Source organism: Pedobacter sp. JCM 36344 (genome assembly GCF_046546555.1).
In the GTDB taxonomy this organism is placed as follows: domain Bacteria; phylum Bacteroidota; class Bacteroidia; order Sphingobacteriales; family Sphingobacteriaceae; genus Pedobacter.
In genome coordinates this window covers 66399-82926 of the sequence record NZ_JBKHKK010000010.1, presented here as the reverse complement: position 1 = coordinate 82926, position 16528 = coordinate 66399, and the positions used below count along the sequence as shown (strand labels likewise).

At 40.2% G+C, this 16528-nt stretch carries 14 protein-coding genes; 10 read left to right on the top strand and 4 right to left on the bottom strand.

Going from position 1 to position 16528, the window contains the following annotated elements:
- Positions 1-252 precede the first annotated feature (252 nt).
- The 3 genes from ACHFIZ_RS11330 to uxaC all read left to right on the top strand — a co-directional run bounded on the left by ACHFIZ_RS11330 (position 253) and on the right by uxaC (position 5698).
- The gene (locus ACHFIZ_RS11330) at positions 253-2982 is read left to right on the top strand and encodes a TonB-dependent receptor (RefSeq protein ID WP_410885870.1); all 2730 of its coding nucleotides are present in this window, start codon (positions 253-255) and stop codon (positions 2980-2982) included.
- Positions 2983-3101: 119 nt separating this feature from the next.
- Positions 3102-4292, top strand: a complete 1191-nt coding sequence (uxuA, locus tag ACHFIZ_RS11325) for a mannonate dehydratase (protein ID WP_410885868.1) — start codon at positions 3102-3104, stop codon at positions 4290-4292.
- Positions 4289-5698: a glucuronate isomerase gene (gene uxaC / locus ACHFIZ_RS11320; protein WP_410885866.1), complete on the top strand. Its 1410-nt coding sequence runs from the start codon at positions 4289-4291 to the stop codon at positions 5696-5698. The genes uxuA and uxaC overlap by 4 nt, the downstream gene beginning before the upstream one ends.
- On the opposite strand, the gene ACHFIZ_RS11315 is transcribed toward uxaC, so the two are convergent.
- The 3 genes from ACHFIZ_RS11315 to ACHFIZ_RS11305 are packed head-to-tail and all read right to left on the bottom strand — an operon-like array spanning position 5687 to position 8378.
- Positions 5687-6274, bottom strand: a complete 588-nt coding sequence (locus tag ACHFIZ_RS11315; RefSeq protein WP_410885864.1) for a LutC/YkgG family protein — start codon at positions 6272-6274, stop codon at positions 5687-5689. The two genes, uxaC and ACHFIZ_RS11315, sit on opposite strands and share 12 nt — an antisense overlap.
- Positions 6261-7640 (bottom strand): lactate utilization protein B, encoded by a 1380-nt coding sequence (locus ACHFIZ_RS11310; RefSeq protein WP_410885862.1) that lies wholly within the window; start codon positions 7638-7640, stop codon positions 6261-6263. Before ACHFIZ_RS11310 ends, ACHFIZ_RS11315 begins: the two co-directional genes overlap by 14 nt.
- The gene (locus ACHFIZ_RS11305; protein WP_410885860.1) at positions 7641-8378 is read right to left on the bottom strand and encodes a (Fe-S)-binding protein; all 738 of its coding nucleotides are present in this window, start codon (positions 8376-8378) and stop codon (positions 7641-7643) included. It lies immediately after the preceding gene.
- Positions 8379-8541: 163 nt separating this feature from the next.
- On the opposite strand from ACHFIZ_RS11305, the gene kduI reads away from it, so the two are divergent.
- The 3 genes from kduI to ACHFIZ_RS11290 are packed head-to-tail and all read left to right on the top strand — an operon-like array spanning position 8542 to position 11307.
- Positions 8542-9384, top strand: a complete 843-nt coding sequence (kduI, locus tag ACHFIZ_RS11300; RefSeq protein WP_410885858.1) for a 5-dehydro-4-deoxy-D-glucuronate isomerase — start codon at positions 8542-8544, stop codon at positions 9382-9384.
- A gap of 5 nt (positions 9385-9389) precedes the next feature.
- Positions 9390-10532 (top strand): DUF4861 family protein, encoded by a 1143-nt coding sequence (locus ACHFIZ_RS11295; RefSeq protein WP_410885856.1) that lies wholly within the window; start codon positions 9390-9392, stop codon positions 10530-10532.
- 4 nt (positions 10533-10536) lie between these two features.
- On the top strand, positions 10537-11307 hold the full coding sequence (locus tag ACHFIZ_RS11290) for an SDR family oxidoreductase (RefSeq protein ID WP_410885854.1): 771 nt from the start codon (positions 10537-10539) through the stop codon (positions 11305-11307).
- Between the two features lie 6 nt (positions 11308-11313).
- On the opposite strand, the gene ACHFIZ_RS11285 is transcribed toward ACHFIZ_RS11290, so the two are convergent.
- A complete protein-coding gene (locus ACHFIZ_RS11285; RefSeq protein WP_410885852.1) occupies positions 11314-12186 on the bottom strand; it encodes an AraC family transcriptional regulator in 873 nt (290 codons plus the stop codon).
- A 301-nt stretch (positions 12187-12487) separates the two neighbouring features.
- Between ACHFIZ_RS11285 and ACHFIZ_RS11280 the strand changes: the two genes are divergently transcribed.
- Genes ACHFIZ_RS11280 through ACHFIZ_RS11265 form a run of 4 tightly spaced genes read left to right on the top strand, consistent with a single transcriptional unit; the run spans position 12488 to position 16421 of the window.
- On the top strand, positions 12488-13051 hold the full coding sequence (locus ACHFIZ_RS11280; protein ID WP_410885850.1) for a UbiX family flavin prenyltransferase: 564 nt from the start codon (positions 12488-12490) through the stop codon (positions 13049-13051).
- Between the two features lie 54 nt (positions 13052-13105).
- Positions 13106-14425, top strand: a complete 1320-nt coding sequence (gene mtaB / locus ACHFIZ_RS11275) for a tRNA (N(6)-L-threonylcarbamoyladenosine(37)-C(2))-methylthiotransferase MtaB (protein WP_410885849.1) — start codon at positions 13106-13108, stop codon at positions 14423-14425.
- Positions 14426-14453: 28 nt separating this feature from the next.
- A complete protein-coding gene (locus ACHFIZ_RS11270; RefSeq protein WP_410885847.1) occupies positions 14454-15608 on the top strand; it encodes a prolipoprotein diacylglyceryl transferase in 1155 nt (384 codons plus the stop codon).
- Positions 15609-15620: 12 nt separating this feature from the next.
- Entirely contained in the window at positions 15621-16421 is an 801-nt protein-coding gene (locus ACHFIZ_RS11265) for an inositol monophosphatase family protein (protein ID WP_410885845.1), read from the top strand.
- The last annotated feature ends 107 nt before the right edge of the window (positions 16422-16528 follow it).

Here is a 16528-nt window from a genome sequence, read left to right as displayed (position 1 = left end):
AAACCCTGCCTTTGGTGAATCGGAGGACAAACTGAAAAGCATACCGACTCCCGGAGAGGGTGAATTATAGTACAGATTTTGCCTTAAAGAACGGTTTAGTTACCTCCTATAAAATAAAATCAGCTGTCCAAAGGAAAGATATAGTTAAAGTTAGCGGTGTGTTAAAGGAAATCTTTACGATTAAATAGTTGGTAGATAGTTTATTTTTCTTTTATATTAGATACTTCTAACCAATTCACTTATTCTCTCTTTATGAATTTTAAACGCTCAGTTCTCGCATTAGCCCTTATTTCGTTAATTTCATTCGCTTTTATTAAGAAAGGCGTAGATCCTGTAGACAACATTGTAACTGCGTTGCAAAAGTGGAACGATACCAATCCTCAGGAAAAAGTTTATTTACAGACTGATAAACCGTATTACGTAGTGGGAGATACCATTTGGTTTAAGGCTTATGTTACTATAGGTAACAAGCATCAATTGTCTGCAATGAGTGGCGCCTTGTTTGTTGACCTCATTACCGAGTCGGACTCCCTTGCTACTGCTTTAAAACTACCTATTACTGCAGGGAAGAGTAAAGGCAATTTCGTGCTTGCAGATAGCAGTTTTAGGGAGGGTAATTACCGAATCAGAGCTTATACCCAGTGGATGCGTAATGCTGGATCGAGCTATTATTACGATAAAGTGTTCAGTATAGGTAATTCAGTTACCAACCCCGTATTCGCTAAGATTGACTACGAGTTTAGTAAAGACGGCGCTAAGAATGTGGTAACCGCTGTGTTGACTTACACCAATGACAAAGGTGAGCCTATGATCAACAAGAGTGTTAATTACGACTTGTTGGAAAATTATGAAGTGATTACTAGTCAGTCAAAAAAGACAGATGGTGAGGGCATTGTGCGAGTGGTATTACAACCCGGAAAATCTGGAAAGATAGATGGTACTGTAATACATACCAAAATTAATACGATAGATAAAGAGGTTATTGTTAAGGATTTCGCGGTTAATGCGGTTTCTTCTCAAACTGATGTGCAATTCTTCCCTGAAAGTGGACCGCTAGTTAATGGCCTAAGAAGTCGCGTAGCTTTTAAGGCGACTGGACCTCAGGGCATAGGAGTTCCTGTAAAGGGGATTGTTACTGACGAATCTAATACTACGGTAGCTGAATTTGAAGCTGCTAATTTCGGTATGGGGTACTTCAGACTGCAACCTGAGGCTGGAAAGAGCTACCAGGCAAAAGTAACTTATCCTGATGGCTCTGAAAAGATAATTAAGCTTCCTGCTGCAATTGACAATGGTTACGTATTGAGCGTATTTAATAATCCTGAAACAGATACTATTTTAGTAAGGGTAAACGCAAGCAAAGCTGCAGTAGCTGCGGGACAATCATTAAGCCTGGTGGCGCAAACCGGTGGAAGTGTACATTATGCTAGTGCAATCCCTCTTAATAAACCAGCTTTTTCCATAATGATCCCTACTAAGGAACTTCCTTCGGGAATAGTACAGTTTACTTTATTCTCTGCAGCTGGAGATCCAATTAATGAAAGAATTGCTTTTGTGCAAAGTAATGATCTAATGAATCTGAAGCTTTCTACAACTAAACAAACATATGCACCAAAAGAAAAAATTGAGGTTACGCTTGAGGCCCTAGATCAGAAAAGTACGCCTCTAAGAGGTGATTTTTCCGTGTCTGTAATTAATGAAGCATCAGTGCCAGTTGATGAAACTAAAGAGTCGAGTATTTTATCGCATATACTATTGAGCTCAGACATTAAAGGATATATTGAAAAACCAGGGTACTATTTTAGCAATCCTTCAATCGATACCAAAACTAATTTGGATATTTTGATGATGACTCAGGGCTACAGAAGATTTGCCTGGAAAGACATTATGTCTGCTAATCCAATGAACCTGCCATTTAAAGCGGAGAAGCTTACATCCGAGATCAAAGGAAAACTGGTGACTTTAAATAAAAAGGCACTTCCGGTAATAGGGGGACAAGTGGTGCTAATGAACAATAAGCTAGGGTTGATAGGAACACAAATCACAGATGCAACAGGTAGCTTCAAGTTCAGCGATTTATTGATGACTAATGAGCTCAAGTTCACGGTGAGCGGTCTAAGTGAAAAAGGGAGTAAAAATGTGGAAATTTCAGTAGATAAGGTGCGACAGGAAATAATGACCCCTAATCCGAATCGTGGTGATTTGGATACTGACCTTCGCAAAACCTTACAAGCGTCCTTTGACAATAGCAAGAAGCAAGAGGAAGATATTCAAAAACGTGGAATGTTAGGTCGTACGCAGCAGCTGAAGGAAGTGAAGATTACTTCTGGTAAAAAGAAGAGGAGATTCGGTTTGGACATGATTATGGACGGCCATGCTGATCAGACCGTGAGGTTTCAACAAGGTGATGTAACTTTTATGAATCTCTTGGAATGGTTAAAATTCCGGGTTCCGAATATTCAATTCAGACAGGATGATTCCGAAGAATGTGGTCTGATTTTCGTAGCTGTTAGTAGAAATGAGGTCATGAAAATTCTGGTCGATGGACGACCGATTAGTCCTTGCGAGAGTCAGGATTTCTTCCAAATAGATCCGGCTGACATTGATCGGTTAGATATTGTACGTACCAATCAGGCATTAATTAATATGATTGGTGGAGCTGCACTTTCATTTACTACCAGGAGAGGGGTAGGTATGTTGCGTACAACTTACACGCCTAATGTAATTAACATAAGTCCTAGAGGTTATAATATTGTTAGGGAATTCTATTCTCCGGTTTACAAAAATGACGGAAATGATAGCCGCGTTGCGGATTTAAGGTCGACATTATACTGGAATCCTTCCGTTATGACTGGTGTGGATGGGAAAGCGAAGTTTAGCTTTTTTAATTCAGATGGACTTGGTACACATCGCGTATTGGTTGAAGGCATAAATGCAGAGGGTATCTTAGGTCGCCAGATTTTCAGATACGAGGTTAAATAATATAAACTTGGCGCAAACGTTTTCGACGATAAATGACAGGAATCAATTAAACATATTTTATCTTTAAATACTGAAGCAGGACATCTAGTCCTGCTTTTTTGCACAAGTAGAATAATGGAATGAGCGAAGTAAAGAAGATTTATAGCATGACGCAAACTATGCGGTGGTTCGGTCCTTCGGATTCCGTGAGATTATGTGATATCAGACAGGCTGGTTGCAGTGGAGTGGTAACCGCTTTACACCATATTCCTAATGGCGCGGCCTGGACTGTAAGCGAAATTCAGCTACGTAAGCAGATGATTGAGGAGGCCGGGCTTGAATGGAACGTAGTGGAGAGTGTTCCTGTTCACGAATCTATTAAGACACATGCGGCGGGTTTTGAAGCTTATATTGAAAATTATAAGCTGTCCATCTCAAATCTTGCATCTTGCGGTATAAAAGTGGTGACCTACAACTTTATGCCGGTATTGGATTGGACGAGAACGAACCTAAGTTTTGAGCTGGCTACGGGGGCTAAGGCACTGAAGTTCGAGAAGGCCGCATTAGTTGCTTTTGATGTTTTTATGCTACAACGACCAGGTGCGACTGGCGATTATACTGCAGAGGAATTAGAACGTGGTAAGAAAAGTTATCATGAGATGAATGAAGCCCAAAAATTGTTGCTTCAGAGAAATATCATTGCTGGTCTCCCCGGAAGTGAAGAAAGTTTTACACTCACACAGTTTCAGGAAACATTGAATACTTACGATGACATCGATGCCAATCAGTTAAGTGGTAATCTAATTTCGTTTTTGAAGGAAGTCACACCTGTTGCAGAAGCTGTTGGAATCAAGCTAGCCATCCATCCTGATGATCCGCCATATCCTTTATTTGGTTTGCCGAGAGTTGTGAGCACTTCCGATATGTTACAACGGTTGTTTAGTGCGGTTCCTTCTCTTGCAAATGGTTTGTGTTTTTGTACTGGATCATTTGGTGTTCGAGAAGATAACGATCTTATTGAGATGCTGAAAGCATTTGGAGATAGGATTCACTTTATCCATTTGCGAAGCACAAAGAGGAATGAAGATGGAGATTTTTATGAGGATAACCATCTGGAAGGTGATGTGGATATGTACGGCGTAGTAAAGGAATTGCTTTCGATTCAACAGCGTCGAAAAATTAGTTTGCCAATGCGGCCTGACCACGGTCACCAGATGCTCGATGACCTAAACAAGAATACCAACCCTGGATATTCAGGTATTGGAAGGTTAAAAGGATTGGCTGAACTGAGAGGTCTGGAATTTGGAATCATAAATGCGAATTTTGTATGAAAGAAGGAAACGTAATCGCGGAAGATTTTCTGCTGACTAATAAAGCTGCGGAATTGCTTTACAACGACTACGCAAAGCATTTGCCAATCATTGATTACCACAATCACCTGCCTCCCGATGAGATTGCGGCCAATAAACAATTCTGTAGTTTAACTGAAATCTGGTTAAAGGGCGATCATTACAAGTGGCGCGGGATGAGGGCGTTGGGTGTCGAAGAAAAGTACATTACCGGATCAGCGTTAGATAAAGATAAGTTCGCGGCCTGGGCCAAAATTGTACCTTCAACCATCAGAAATCCACTATTTCACTGGACACATATGGAATTAAAGAATCCGTTTGGGATCAATAATTACCTTAATGCTGATTCTGGAGAGCGTATTTATGAGTCTTGTAACGAATTGCTTAAAGAACCTGCTTTCTCTACACAGGGTTTATTAATGCATTTCAATGTGAAAATGGTTGGTACTACAGATGATCCATGCGACGATCTCCAACATCACATTGCAATTAGGGAATCTAATTTTCAGGTGGTTGTTAAGCCTTCTTTTAGGCCTGATAAGGCTCTAATGATCGGAAATCCGGGCTTTCGTGATTATATTTTGAAACTCTCCCGTATCTCTGAGATAGAGATTAAGGATATTGATACCTTGCTAATTGCCCTGGCTAAACGGCTAGATTATTTTGAGCAAAATAATTGCAGTATTTCAGATCATGGGCTATCTTCCTTGCCCCTAAAAACACAACTAACTGGGAAAGAAGAGCAAGAATTCCGTTCATTTCTAAAAAGTGAAAATACTACTTTCTCTAATCCAGATGCATTTGCTGGTCATATACTCACGGCATTATGCAAATTGTACCATCAGAAAGGCTGGGTTCAGCAGTTTCATTTAGGTGCTATACGCAATAACAATCTAGGGATGCTGAGCAAACTAGGAGCGGATTCAGGCTATGATTCAATAGGCGATTTTAAACAGGCAGAGCGGATGTCTGCTTTTTTAGGTAACCTAAGTATGACAGACCAGTTGGCAAAGACTGTTGTATACAATCTCAATCCGGCAGACAACGAACTTTTTGCAACGATGACAGGTAATTTTGCCGAAGGTGGCACGAAGGGTAAGATACAATTTGGCTCCGGTTGGTGGTTTTTAGATCAAAAAGATGGGATAGAGCAGCAATTAAATACACTCTCCAATATGGGAGTTGTAAGTAATTTTATTGGAATGCTAACGGACTCAAGAAGCTTTTTATCGTATTCAAGACACGAGTATTTCAGAAGAATTCTTTGTAATCTATTTGGTTCGGAAATGGAAAGCGGATTGTTGCCCGATGACCACAAATGGATAGGCAAAATAATCAGTGATATTTGTTACTACAATGCTGAAGAATACTTCAGTTTAAGGAAGTAAAAAAGCGATCATACTTTTTGGCCCATGGGCCCCTAGCACTAAAGACTGTTCGATATCGGCTGTTTTTGATGGACCGGCTATGAAAGTTCCAAAACCATAGTCTGCCTCGCCGATAAGATCGTATGCATGGTGCATCGTAGGAACCAATGTTTTCGCGGAAACAACCACTGCTAGTTGCTGACAGATAAATGGAACTGCCCGCTGATGCATCAACTCTTCTGTAATCCAGACAGCAGCATTCTCTGCTACTCCAAAATGAGCACTTATAATCGCAAGATCAACGTTTTCATATTTATGTGGGTCTTTATTTTTCCAATCAGATTCTGTTACATCAGCAAGTTCCGGTAGCATTGATATGATACGGAATTTTTCGCCAAACTGTGCTGATATGTATAGTGCAACTTCTTCAAGATTATTTAACGGAACTATCGTACCACCAATAGTCTTTAGAATTGCACTGAATGATTCTGTTAATGATGACTCCGTTTTCCATGATGGAAAAATCTCGGGTAGCTCCAAGAAATCAGGTTGATTTGCCTTTACCAGATTTAAAATACGTTCTCTACTTGTCATCATTTTGCTTTTTAAACCATTCGCCGAAAGATTCTTTCGGTACTTCGGGCATATCACGTTGCTTGTACCAAGAATTGATGTTGTTATTGACGGTAAACGGTAAATGTTTCATAAACCAACGACCTGCCTTGCCTGCAGTTTTGTAAACACCCGGGTTCGAGAGCGTGAACTCCATTGCTTTCATTGCCATTGCTTTCTTGGGATCCACATATCCTTCTTTAACGATTACCTGGCGCCATTTATAGAGCTGTTCATGAATGTTTATCTTAACCGGACAAACATTTGAACAGGATCCGCAAAGCGTCGAGGCGAATGGTAGATCAGCATACTCCTTCATGTCCAGATTTGGCGCAAGTATGGATCCAATAGGCCCAGCAATTGCCGTATGATAGCTATGTCCACCACTTCTGCGATATACTGGACAAGTGTTCATACAAGCGGCACAACGGATGCACTTTAATGAACTGCGGAAATCTGGTCGGCTTAGCTGCGTTGTTCTGCCATTATCTACTAAAACAATGTGCATTTGTTGCCCGGGTCTTGGCTTTTTAAAATGACTGGAGTAGGTTGTGATAGGTTGTCCGGTAGCACTCCTGGTCAGAATGCGCAGAAAAACTGCTAAGTGTTTGCGTTTGGGAATGATCTTTTCTATGCCCATGGAGGCAATATGAACATCGGCAAGATGAGCGCCCATGTCTGCATTGCCTTCGTTTGTACAAACTACAAACTCTCCTGTCTCTGCGACAGCAAAGTTAACGCCTGTCAGGGCAGCTTTACGAGTTATAAACTTTTCCCTTAGATGAATTCTTGCTGCTGCTGTTAAAAATATTGGATCGGATTCCCCCTTTGGTGTGCCGAGATGCTGATGGAAAAGTTCAGCAATCTCTTCTTTTTTCTTGTGAATACATGGAAGCACAATGTGACTGGGGGCTTCTTTAGCTAGTTGAACAATGCGTTCTCCCAAATCCGTATCAATTACCTCGATGTTATTGTGCTCCAGGTACTCATTAAGGTGGCATTCTTCCGTAAGCATTGACTTGCTTTTTACGATTCGATTGATACCGTTATCAGTCAATATTTGATGTACAATTTTATTATGCTCTTGAGCATCAGCTGCCCAATGGACTATAATTCCATTCTTTTGAGCCTTTTCCTCAAAGCTAATCAGATATTGACTCAGATTCGATAATACATTATCCTTGATTTGTGAGGCATTTTCCCGAAGGTCTTCCCATTCAGGAATGTTATGAGCAGCCTTATCCCGCTTGGCTCTTACAAACCAAAGCGTTTCATCGTGCCAGTTTACCCTGTCTTCATCCTTATTGAAAATATCTGATAGCTCAGCGTGGTCTTTTGTCGTAGTTCCCATTTATTGCGATGCATTTAATATTTCGGCGATGTGAATGACCTTTACATTGCTCTGTTTTCTTTTTAGGATGCCTTCCATGTGCATAAGGCAAGACATATCTGCTGCCGTTATAAATTCAGCGCCATTGTTTAAATGATCTTCGACTCTATCTTTACCCATTTTTACTGATACAGCTTCTTCAGCAACGCAAAAGGTACCTCCAAAACCACAGCATTCATCAGGTCTGTTCAAGGGAACTATCTCCAGACCGTCAACCATATTTAATAATTGAAGGGGCTTGGAGAACGGCGCGGCTACTAATTCAGACATTTGTGCTAGCATTAGTCCACGCTGTCCATGGCAACTTTGGTGTACACCAACCTTGTGGGGGAAGCTAGCATTGAGCTTTTCTACCTTCAAAATATCCGTTAGAAACTCTGTGAGCTCATAAACTTTCTTACGAATCCCTGTTGCTTCGGGCTCTCTCTTATCTGAATGAAGGTGATCTTTGATATGCAATGTGCAGCTTCCGGAAGGGGATACGATGTAATCAAATTCAGCAAAGTTGTCTATAAAGAGCTCGTTACAGCTTTTAGTTAAATGTTCAAAACCCGAATTGGCCATTGGTTGTCCACAGCAGGTTTGCTTTGTTGGGTAAACCACATTTACGCCTAACTTCTGGAGAAGGTTAAGGGTGGCAATAGCCGCATTTGGATAGAATTGGTCAATATAACAGGGTACAAATAGTCCGACGGTCATGCAGTAAATATAAGAAGTATAAAACTTAAAAAGTTTGATTTATTTCCAAATGATTGTGGATTTTTTACAGGAATGCTTCATTAGTATTTAGGCTGGTATTTTAAAGTTCTCAAATAATGTTTAGCTTGCCAGTAAGTAAAAAATCCTAATTGAGACTAAAAAAATGAGCAATATGTTAGAAAGTAGATTTGCAGTGAGTCCAAACGAAGTGAAACAAATGGACACGTCATTACTGCGAAGGAACTTTTTGATCAATAATCTTTTCGAGTCCGATGAAATTAACTTGACCCTTTCTCATTACGACAGGTACATTGTCGGTGGAGTCATGCCGGTTAAAGATATCGTACGACTCACTAATCCTGATTACCTTAAGGCAAACTATTTTCTTGAAAGACGGGAGATGGGTATTATAAACGTTGGTGGAGAAGGTGCTGTAATTGTAGATGGACTTAGCATTGACTTGGCGTTTAAAGAGGCGTTGTACCTAGGTAAAGAAAATAAAGAAGTATTTTTCAGTTCAACAGATTCAGCTAATCCGGCGAAATTTTATATCAATTCTGCGCCAGCGCATCATGCATATCCTACAAAAAAAGTTACTAGGAATGATGCCGAAGTAGTGGTGTTAGGTACTTTTGAGACCGCTAACCATCGTATAATCAATAAATTATTGGTAAATAGTGTAATTCAAACCTGCCAGCTCCAAATGGGAATGACTGAACTGAAAACTGGAAGTGTATGGAACACGATGCCAGCGCATACCCACGACAGACGGATGGAAGTGTATCTATATTTTGAAGTCCCTACTGGACAAAGTGTTTGTCACTTTATGGGTGAGCCCCAGGAAACCAGACACATCTGGGTGCAAAACGAACAGGCAGTAATTTCGCCAAATTGGTCGATTCATGCTGGTGCAGGTACCAGCAATTATACTTTTATATGGGGCATGGCGGGAGAGAATTTGGATTATGGGGATATGGACCATTGTGCAATAACTGATCTTAAATAATTGTTATGAAGAAGTATTTATCGCTGCTAATTGTTTTGTTGCTGAGTTATGTTGTAACAATAGCTCAAAAAAGGCAGGGCCTCACGATAGTAATTAAAAGTCCGTTAACACCGTCAGTTCGTTTACAGGAGATTGTCAGCATTAAATGGAATGATATCGTTTCAAAATACCCGGGAATAAAGTCTGAAAACTTCAAAGTTTTAGGAAAAGATAATATCGAACTACCATTCCAATTGGAATACAAGGGTTTGCCTGTTATCCAGAATCTTTTAGTCCAGGTTACCATTTCTGCAGGAAAAGTACTAAAGCTGAAAATTGTAGATGGAAAACCCGTTACCTTGACTCCAAAAGTTTTTGGTAGATATGTTCCTGAACGAAAGGATGATTTTGCATGGGAAAATGATAAAGTTGCTTTTAGAATGTATGGTAAAGCGCTAGAGGCTACAAATGAAAATGCATACGGAATTGATGTTTGGGCTAAGCGAACTGATAAACTAATCCTTAATAAGTGGTACAAGTCTGGAGATTATCATGCAGATCATGGTGATGGCCTTGATTATTACAATGTTGGATTCACCCTTGGTGCTGGTGATGTTGCTCCATATGTTGAAGGAAAAATAGCCTTTCCTAAAAACTACAGAAAATGGAAAATACTGGACCAGGGACCTTTACGCTTTAGCTTTCAATTAGAATATGATGAATGGGATGTTGAGGGCACCCTGGTAAAAGTTACTAAACAATTTAGCTTGGATGCAGGTTCTCAGCTTAATAGGGTAGAAGCAACCTTTTCTTTCTCCAATGGCAATGGCTTATTACCAGTGGTCGTAGGTATCGTAAAAAGAAAGGAAAAAGGAACAATATCCTCAATTGTTAATAACAATGGAGTTTTAGGTTATTGGGAGCCAGAGCACGGGCTGGACGGGGTCTTGGGAATAGGCACAATTATGCTTAGTCCTTCAAATAAAAGTATAGAAACAGAAACGCATTTGCTGCAGGAAACCATGTCTAAAAATGGAGAAGCCGTTATTTATTACACTGGAGCGGCCTGGAATAAAGCAGGAGCTATCAGCACTGCTGAAGAGTGGTTCCGTTACTTGAATTTATATAAAAGCACAATTAATTCTCCGTTAGAGATAAAAATCAATTAATACCATGTCAGTTTTAGATCTCTTCAGTTTAAAAGGAAAAACAGCATTAGTCACCGGTTGTAAGAGGGGTATAGGGAAGGCGATGGCTGAAGCTTTAGCAGAAGCTGGAGCGGACATAATTGGCGTTTCTGCCAATCTAGAGTTCGAAGGAAGCGAGGTTTCGGTTCAGGTAAATTCACTTGGGAGAAAGTTTTATGCTTATCAATGTAATTTCGGTAATAGACCTGCTTTGCTTTCATTTACGGAGTTGCTTTTAAAAGAACATCCAATTATAGATATTTTGGTAAATAACGCTGGGACTATATTAAGAAAGCCCGCTGTGGATCATCCTGATGCATATTGGGATGAGGTGATTGCAGTCAACCAGACCGCTCCATTTATTTTGGCAAGGGAAATTGGGAAGGGGATGATTGAGCGTGGTAGAGGGAAAATTATCTTTACAGCCTCGCTGCTGACTTTTCAGGGGGGGATTAATGTGCCGGGTTATGCTGCTAGTAAAGGAGCAATTGGACAGCTAACTAAAGCTTTTGCTAATGAATGGGCTGCTAAAGGCATTAATGTTAACGCTATAGCTCCAGGTTATATCGCGACAGATAATACGACTGCTTTGCGGGAAGACGAGAATCGGAGTTTCTCAATCATGGAAAGAATCCCTGCTGCAAGATGGGGAGAGCCTTCTGATTTCAAGGGACCAGTTGTATTTTTAGCGTCAGATGCCTCCAGCTATATGAATGGGCATGTGATGACTGTGGACGGTGGTTGGATGGGTAGATAAGATCTATTATATTTTGTTTAAATATATTTTCTGATACGACAGCGGGCTTTTTCCAGTAATTACTTTAAAATGTTTGTGAAAACTTGCAAAATTATGAAAGCCACTTTCATAACAGATTTGCTTGACATTCATATTGTCCTCAATCAATAACTTACAGGCATGGCCTACTCTGATCTCGCTAATAAACTGAGTATAAGTCTTTCTGGTTCTCGATTTAAAGTACCGGCAAAAAGAATTGGGACTAATATTAGCCACTCCGGCCATTTCTTCCATCTGGATCTTCCGCTTGAAATTTGCCAATGAGTAATTGTAAATGGTATTGATCCTGTCGTTCTCGGTGTCTTCAAAATCATGTTTAAACCCCATAGAGGATAACTGCGTAAGATTGGATGAGTTTTCTATTGCCGCAAGTGCTTCCATCAGATTGATTATCTTTTTAGTGCCCTCTGCAAGCAAAATGGATTCTATCAAGTCGCCGATATGTCTTTTTGACTTCTCATTTACCTGGACTCCGCGCTGTGCTTTTTCTAATATTGTTTTTAGGATTTTGTTTTCTGGAAGAGCAAGGAATTGATTTCCCCAGAAATTTTCGTTAAAATGAACCACAAGGACGTCTGCACTCGTTTTCTTATCCTCTTTAAAATAAACATCATCAAATCTCCAATAGTGGGGTAAATGTGCCCCGACTAATAGCACATCTCCAGAGCTGAATCTTTTTATGCTATCGCCAATAAATTGAGTGCCATTTCCTTTTTTAAAGTAGATCAACTCAACTTCTGCATGATAATGCCACCTGTTATTAATGTATGGAACCTCATCACGTCTGACACTAAATGAATGTACCGGGTTATTCGATACTTTTAAAAGTTGCGGTTTCATTTGATTTGGTTAGCTACTGAAATCTAAAAATAGAAAATCTTTAATTAATACACAATTTTAAATTATTTACTAGGATTTATGACAATATCGCACAATACTAATTTGGCTGTATAATTCTCGTATTTAACCAATAGCTACATTTAAGTCGTTAAAAAAAGATCCTTTAAACTTTCATTTATCAAAAAAGATAATTATATTTGAGCTTACCCTTTAGGGGGTATGTTTTTCATAGGTAGATGTAGGGTCGAATATTTATATTCGGCCCTTTTTTATTGGCAACGTTCCGTATCTTTATGGCGCTATGAAAAAGAAGAAAATCATTGTCGCTATTACTGGTGCAAGCGGGTCAATATATGCCAAAGTGCTATTCGATAATCTAAAGAAGCTAACAGATCAAATTGACAAAGTCGGAGTGGTAATGTCAGACAATGCTAAAGAAGTTTGGCGCTTTGAGTTGGGAGATACGGCCTACGCGAATTATCCTTTTGACTTTTATCAGAAGATGGATTTCAATGCACCATTTGCATCAGGATCTGCGAAGTTCGATACAATGATCATTATTCCCTGCTCGATGGGCACGCTTGGACGGATTGCACATGGGATATCCAATGACCTTATTTCACGCGCCGCAGATGTGATTCTTAAAGAACGTAGAAAATTGATAGCCGTTGTTCGGGATACACCTTTCAGCCTTATTCATATCAACAATATGAAGGTAGTTACTGAGGCTGGCGGTATTATTTGTCCAGCTAATCCTTCATTTTATAGCATCCCTAAAAATCTGGAAGACGTAGCACAAACTGTAATAAGTAGAATTATTGATCTAGCAGACCTCGAGCAAGATGCTTACCGCTGGAATGAGTAGCGACTTGATGCTAGTCCTACTATTATCAAAATTCTTCTTAACTTTGCCTATTCAATGAGGAAAGTTGCATTTTATACATTAGGTTGTAAGTTAAATTTTTCAGAAACTTCAACTATCGGGAGGTTATTTACGGATGCCGGCTATGCAGTTGTAGATTTCACAGATGGGGCCGATGTGTATGTGATTAACACTTGTTCCGTTACTGAACATGCTGACAAGAAATGCCGAAAAGTGGTAAAGGAGGCGTTAAAATACGCTCCAAATGCGTATGTAACAATCGTGGGTTGTTATGCACAATTGAAGCCTGCTGAAATTGCTGACATTGAGGGCGTGGATATGGTGTTGGGAGCAGCGGAAAAGTTTAGGATTGTTGAATACATTTCTGATCTGACCAAACAACCAAAAGCTATAGTTCACCAGCAGAACATTGAGAAAGTAAACCATAATTTTATTGCAGCGTACTCTATTGGAGATCGAACCAGGACTTTTCTTAAAGTTCAGGACGGCTGTGACTATCCATGTACCTATTGTACTATTCCCTTGGCTCGGGGTGGAAGCAGAAGTGATACCATAGAAAACGTGCTAAACAGGGCAAGACAGATCGCACGAAGTGGTGTCAAAGAGATTGTTTTAACTGGGGTGAATCTTGGTGATTTCGGAATCAGGGATGGGAACAGAGAAGATAAGTTTTTTGACCTTGTTAAGGCCCTGGACGAAGTCGAAGGCATAGAGCGAATCCGTATTTCTTCTATTGAACCAAATTTGTTGAGTAATGAGATTATTGAATTTGTAGCAGCTTCGAAAAGGTTTGTTCCACACTTCCATATTCCCCTGCAGTCCGGCTCAGATAAGATCCTTGGATTGATGAAGCGAAGGTACCGTCGGGATCTATATACGGAGCGTGTTGCTAGAATCAAGGAAGTCATGCCAAATTGCTGCATTGGAGTAGATGTAATTGTTGGGTTTCCTGGTGAAACACATTCCGATTTTCTCGATACCTATCAATTTCTTAATGGATTAGACATCTCGTACCTACATGTATTTACCTATTCTGAGCGTGACCAAACTGAAGCAGCAGAGATGATAGGTGTTGTTGCAGGTAGTGCCAGAGCAGATAGAAGCAAGATGCTGCACATCTTATCAGATAAAAAGCGTAGGGCGTTTTATCAAGGTCAACTTGGCTCTATCGGAGAAGTATTATTTGAAGATGATCAAAAGAATGGCTTTATGCATGGTTTCACTAAAAATTATGTGAAAGTAAAAGCCAAATATGACCCAGTGATGGTTAACGAAATTAAAACCGTAAATCTTGTTTCACTTACTGCGGATGGCGAGGTAGAAGTTACCGAAACAGAAAAATTTTTAGCGCATTAATCATATATTCGCATAAATTTTTATCCGTATGTTTCCCACAGTATCTCATTTTATAGAATATATTTTTGGTGTTCAGGTCCCTCTGCCATTCAATACTTTCGGGGTTTTTGTTGCGCTTGCTTTCGTGGCTGGATATTGGGCTTTTACGCAGGAATTCAAAAGGAAGGAAGCTTTAGGGATACTCCATTCAATCAGAAAATTAGTAGTTATTGGCCAACCCGCGAGTGCTGGAGAACTTGTTGGCAATGGTATATTTGGGTTCCTGATCGGCTACAAGCTGGTCTACGCGCTTTTAAACTATCAGCTCTTTGTTAGTGATGCCCAAACAGTTCTACTATCCCTCAAAGGTAATTTCTTTGGCGGAATTATCTTTGCCGCTCTTTTCGTTTACTGGGATTATAAAGAAAAAAACGCACATAAATTACCTGCGCCTAAGACAGTAGAGGTAACGCAGCATCCTTATGAATTAATGGGAAACCTCATCGTTTGGGCTGCCGTTTGGGGATTTCTAGGTGCAAAGATATTTGATAACCTGGAGCACTGGGATACGTTTATACAGGACCCTATTGGAAGCTTATTGTCCTTTAGCGGATTAACTTTCTACGGAGGCTTGATTTGCGGTGGCGCAGCTGTATTGTACATAGCTAACAAAAATGGCATCAAACCGCTGCATATGCTAGACATTGGTGGCCCTGGAATGATGCTCGCATACAGCGTTGGAAGGATAGGTTGCCATATGTCCGGAGATGGTGACTGGGGTATTGCTAACCTAAACCCTAAGCCATTTACTTGGTTACCAGACTGGCTTTGGGCTTATACTTATCCTAATAACGTTGCAAATGAGGGGGAACCCATCGCAAATTGCGTAGGTAAGTTTTGTCGTGAACTTGCCCAGCCCGTTTACCCAACACCGCTCTATGAAGTAATTGTCTGCTTCATCCTATTTCTGATTCTATGGAAAATCCGCCATTTATTAAAATCACCAGGAATGATGTTCGGCATTTATCTTATGATGAACGGTGTAGAACGTTTTTGCGTGGAGCTAATCCGAGTTAACTCACGTTATAATGTCGCAGGAATTCCATTTACGCAGGCGGAGTTAATTTCGAGTTTATTATTTCTATCTGGCCTACTTCTCGTAATTAATGCAGTTAAGAACAAAGAAAAATTAGCCAGTTACTAAAATTTAGATGCCTTGGATTACGAACTACTGTGTGCAAAAGTTATCGCAACTACCCGTCTAACCGGAAACTTTATCAGAAAGGAATCTTTAAGCTTTAATTCCGATTCAATAGAGTTTAAGGGTCTGAATGACTTGGTCTCTTACGTTGATAAACAGGCAGAAAGACTACTTGTGAAAAACCTGTCTAAGATACTACCGGAAGCTGGGTTTACTACTGAGGAAGATACGATTAACACCAAAGGCGAAGTGTTCGATTGGATCATTGATCCATTAGACGGCACAACCAACTTTATTCATGGAATCCCAACATATGCAATTAGCATCTCATTATACGAGGATGGAAAACCCGTTATTGGGGTTGTCTATGAGATTAACCGTGGAGAGATGTTTTCAGCTTATAAAGGCGGTGGTGCCTTTTTAAATAACAAAGCCATTCATGTTTCCAAAAGAACATCGCTTTCTGAATGCCTTCTTGCTACCGGATTTCCATATTACCAATTCGATAAGCAGCCCCAGTACATGCAACTGTTTTCTACTTTAATGCAGAAATGCCACGGATTAAGAAGGATTGGTTCTGCTGCAGTTGATTTGGCTTATGTCGCCTGCGGAAGATTTGATGCATTTTTTGAGTATAACTTAAATTCCTGGGATGTAGCAGCCGGTGCATTCCTGGTTCAGGAAGCCGGTGGCTCAGTGACGAATTTTACAGGAGGCGATGAATTCTTGCAAACCCGGGAAATCTTAGCAGGAAATGGATTGATCCATACAGAAATCCTTGACATGATGGAGGAACACTTCAACTCAAACTTATAGTCTGTTAGCAGTGAGCTCAGGTTGACGAGGTACTGAACTCAGACTGAGCTTTGGCTTTATACATTTCCTATTGGGGTTATATTCGCTATCTCATCGTGTTCTAGTCG

Bases quoted from the DNA above. Each gene is read 5' to 3' on its own strand.
- ACHFIZ_RS11330 (WP_410885870.1), top strand. From the start codon at position 253: ATGAATTTTAAACGCTCAGTTCTCGCATTAGCCCTTATTTCGTTAATT.
- ACHFIZ_RS11295 (WP_410885856.1), top strand. From the start codon at position 9,390: ATGAAGAAGTATTTATCGCTGCTAATTGTTTTGTTGCTGAGTTATGTT.
- ACHFIZ_RS11270 (WP_410885847.1), top strand. From the start codon at position 14,454: ATGTTTCCCACAGTATCTCATTTTATAGAATATATTTTTGGTGTTCAG.
- ACHFIZ_RS11290 (WP_410885854.1), top strand. From the start codon at position 10,537: ATGTCAGTTTTAGATCTCTTCAGTTTAAAAGGAAAAACAGCATTAGTC.
- ACHFIZ_RS11280 (WP_410885850.1), top strand. From the start codon at position 12,488: ATGAAAAAGAAGAAAATCATTGTCGCTATTACTGGTGCAAGCGGGTCA.
- uxaC (WP_410885866.1), top strand. From the start codon at position 4,289: ATGAAAGAAGGAAACGTAATCGCGGAAGATTTTCTGCTGACTAATAAA.
- ACHFIZ_RS11310 (WP_410885862.1), bottom strand. From the start codon at position 7,640: ATGGGAACTACGACAAAAGACCACGCTGAGCTATCAGATATTTTCAAT.
- ACHFIZ_RS11305 (WP_410885860.1), bottom strand. From the start codon at position 8,378: ATGACCGTCGGACTATTTGTACCCTGTTATATTGACCAATTCTATCCA.
- mtaB (WP_410885849.1), top strand. From the start codon at position 13,106: ATGAGGAAAGTTGCATTTTATACATTAGGTTGTAAGTTAAATTTTTCA.
- uxuA (WP_410885868.1), top strand. From the start codon at position 3,102: ATGAGCGAAGTAAAGAAGATTTATAGCATGACGCAAACTATGCGGTGG.
- ACHFIZ_RS11285 (WP_410885852.1), bottom strand. From the start codon at position 12,186: ATGAAACCGCAACTTTTAAAAGTATCGAATAACCCGGTACATTCATTT.
- kduI (WP_410885858.1), top strand. From the start codon at position 8,542: ATGAGCAATATGTTAGAAAGTAGATTTGCAGTGAGTCCAAACGAAGTG.
- ACHFIZ_RS11315 (WP_410885864.1), bottom strand. From the start codon at position 6,274: ATGATGACAAGTAGAGAACGTATTTTAAATCTGGTAAAGGCAAATCAA.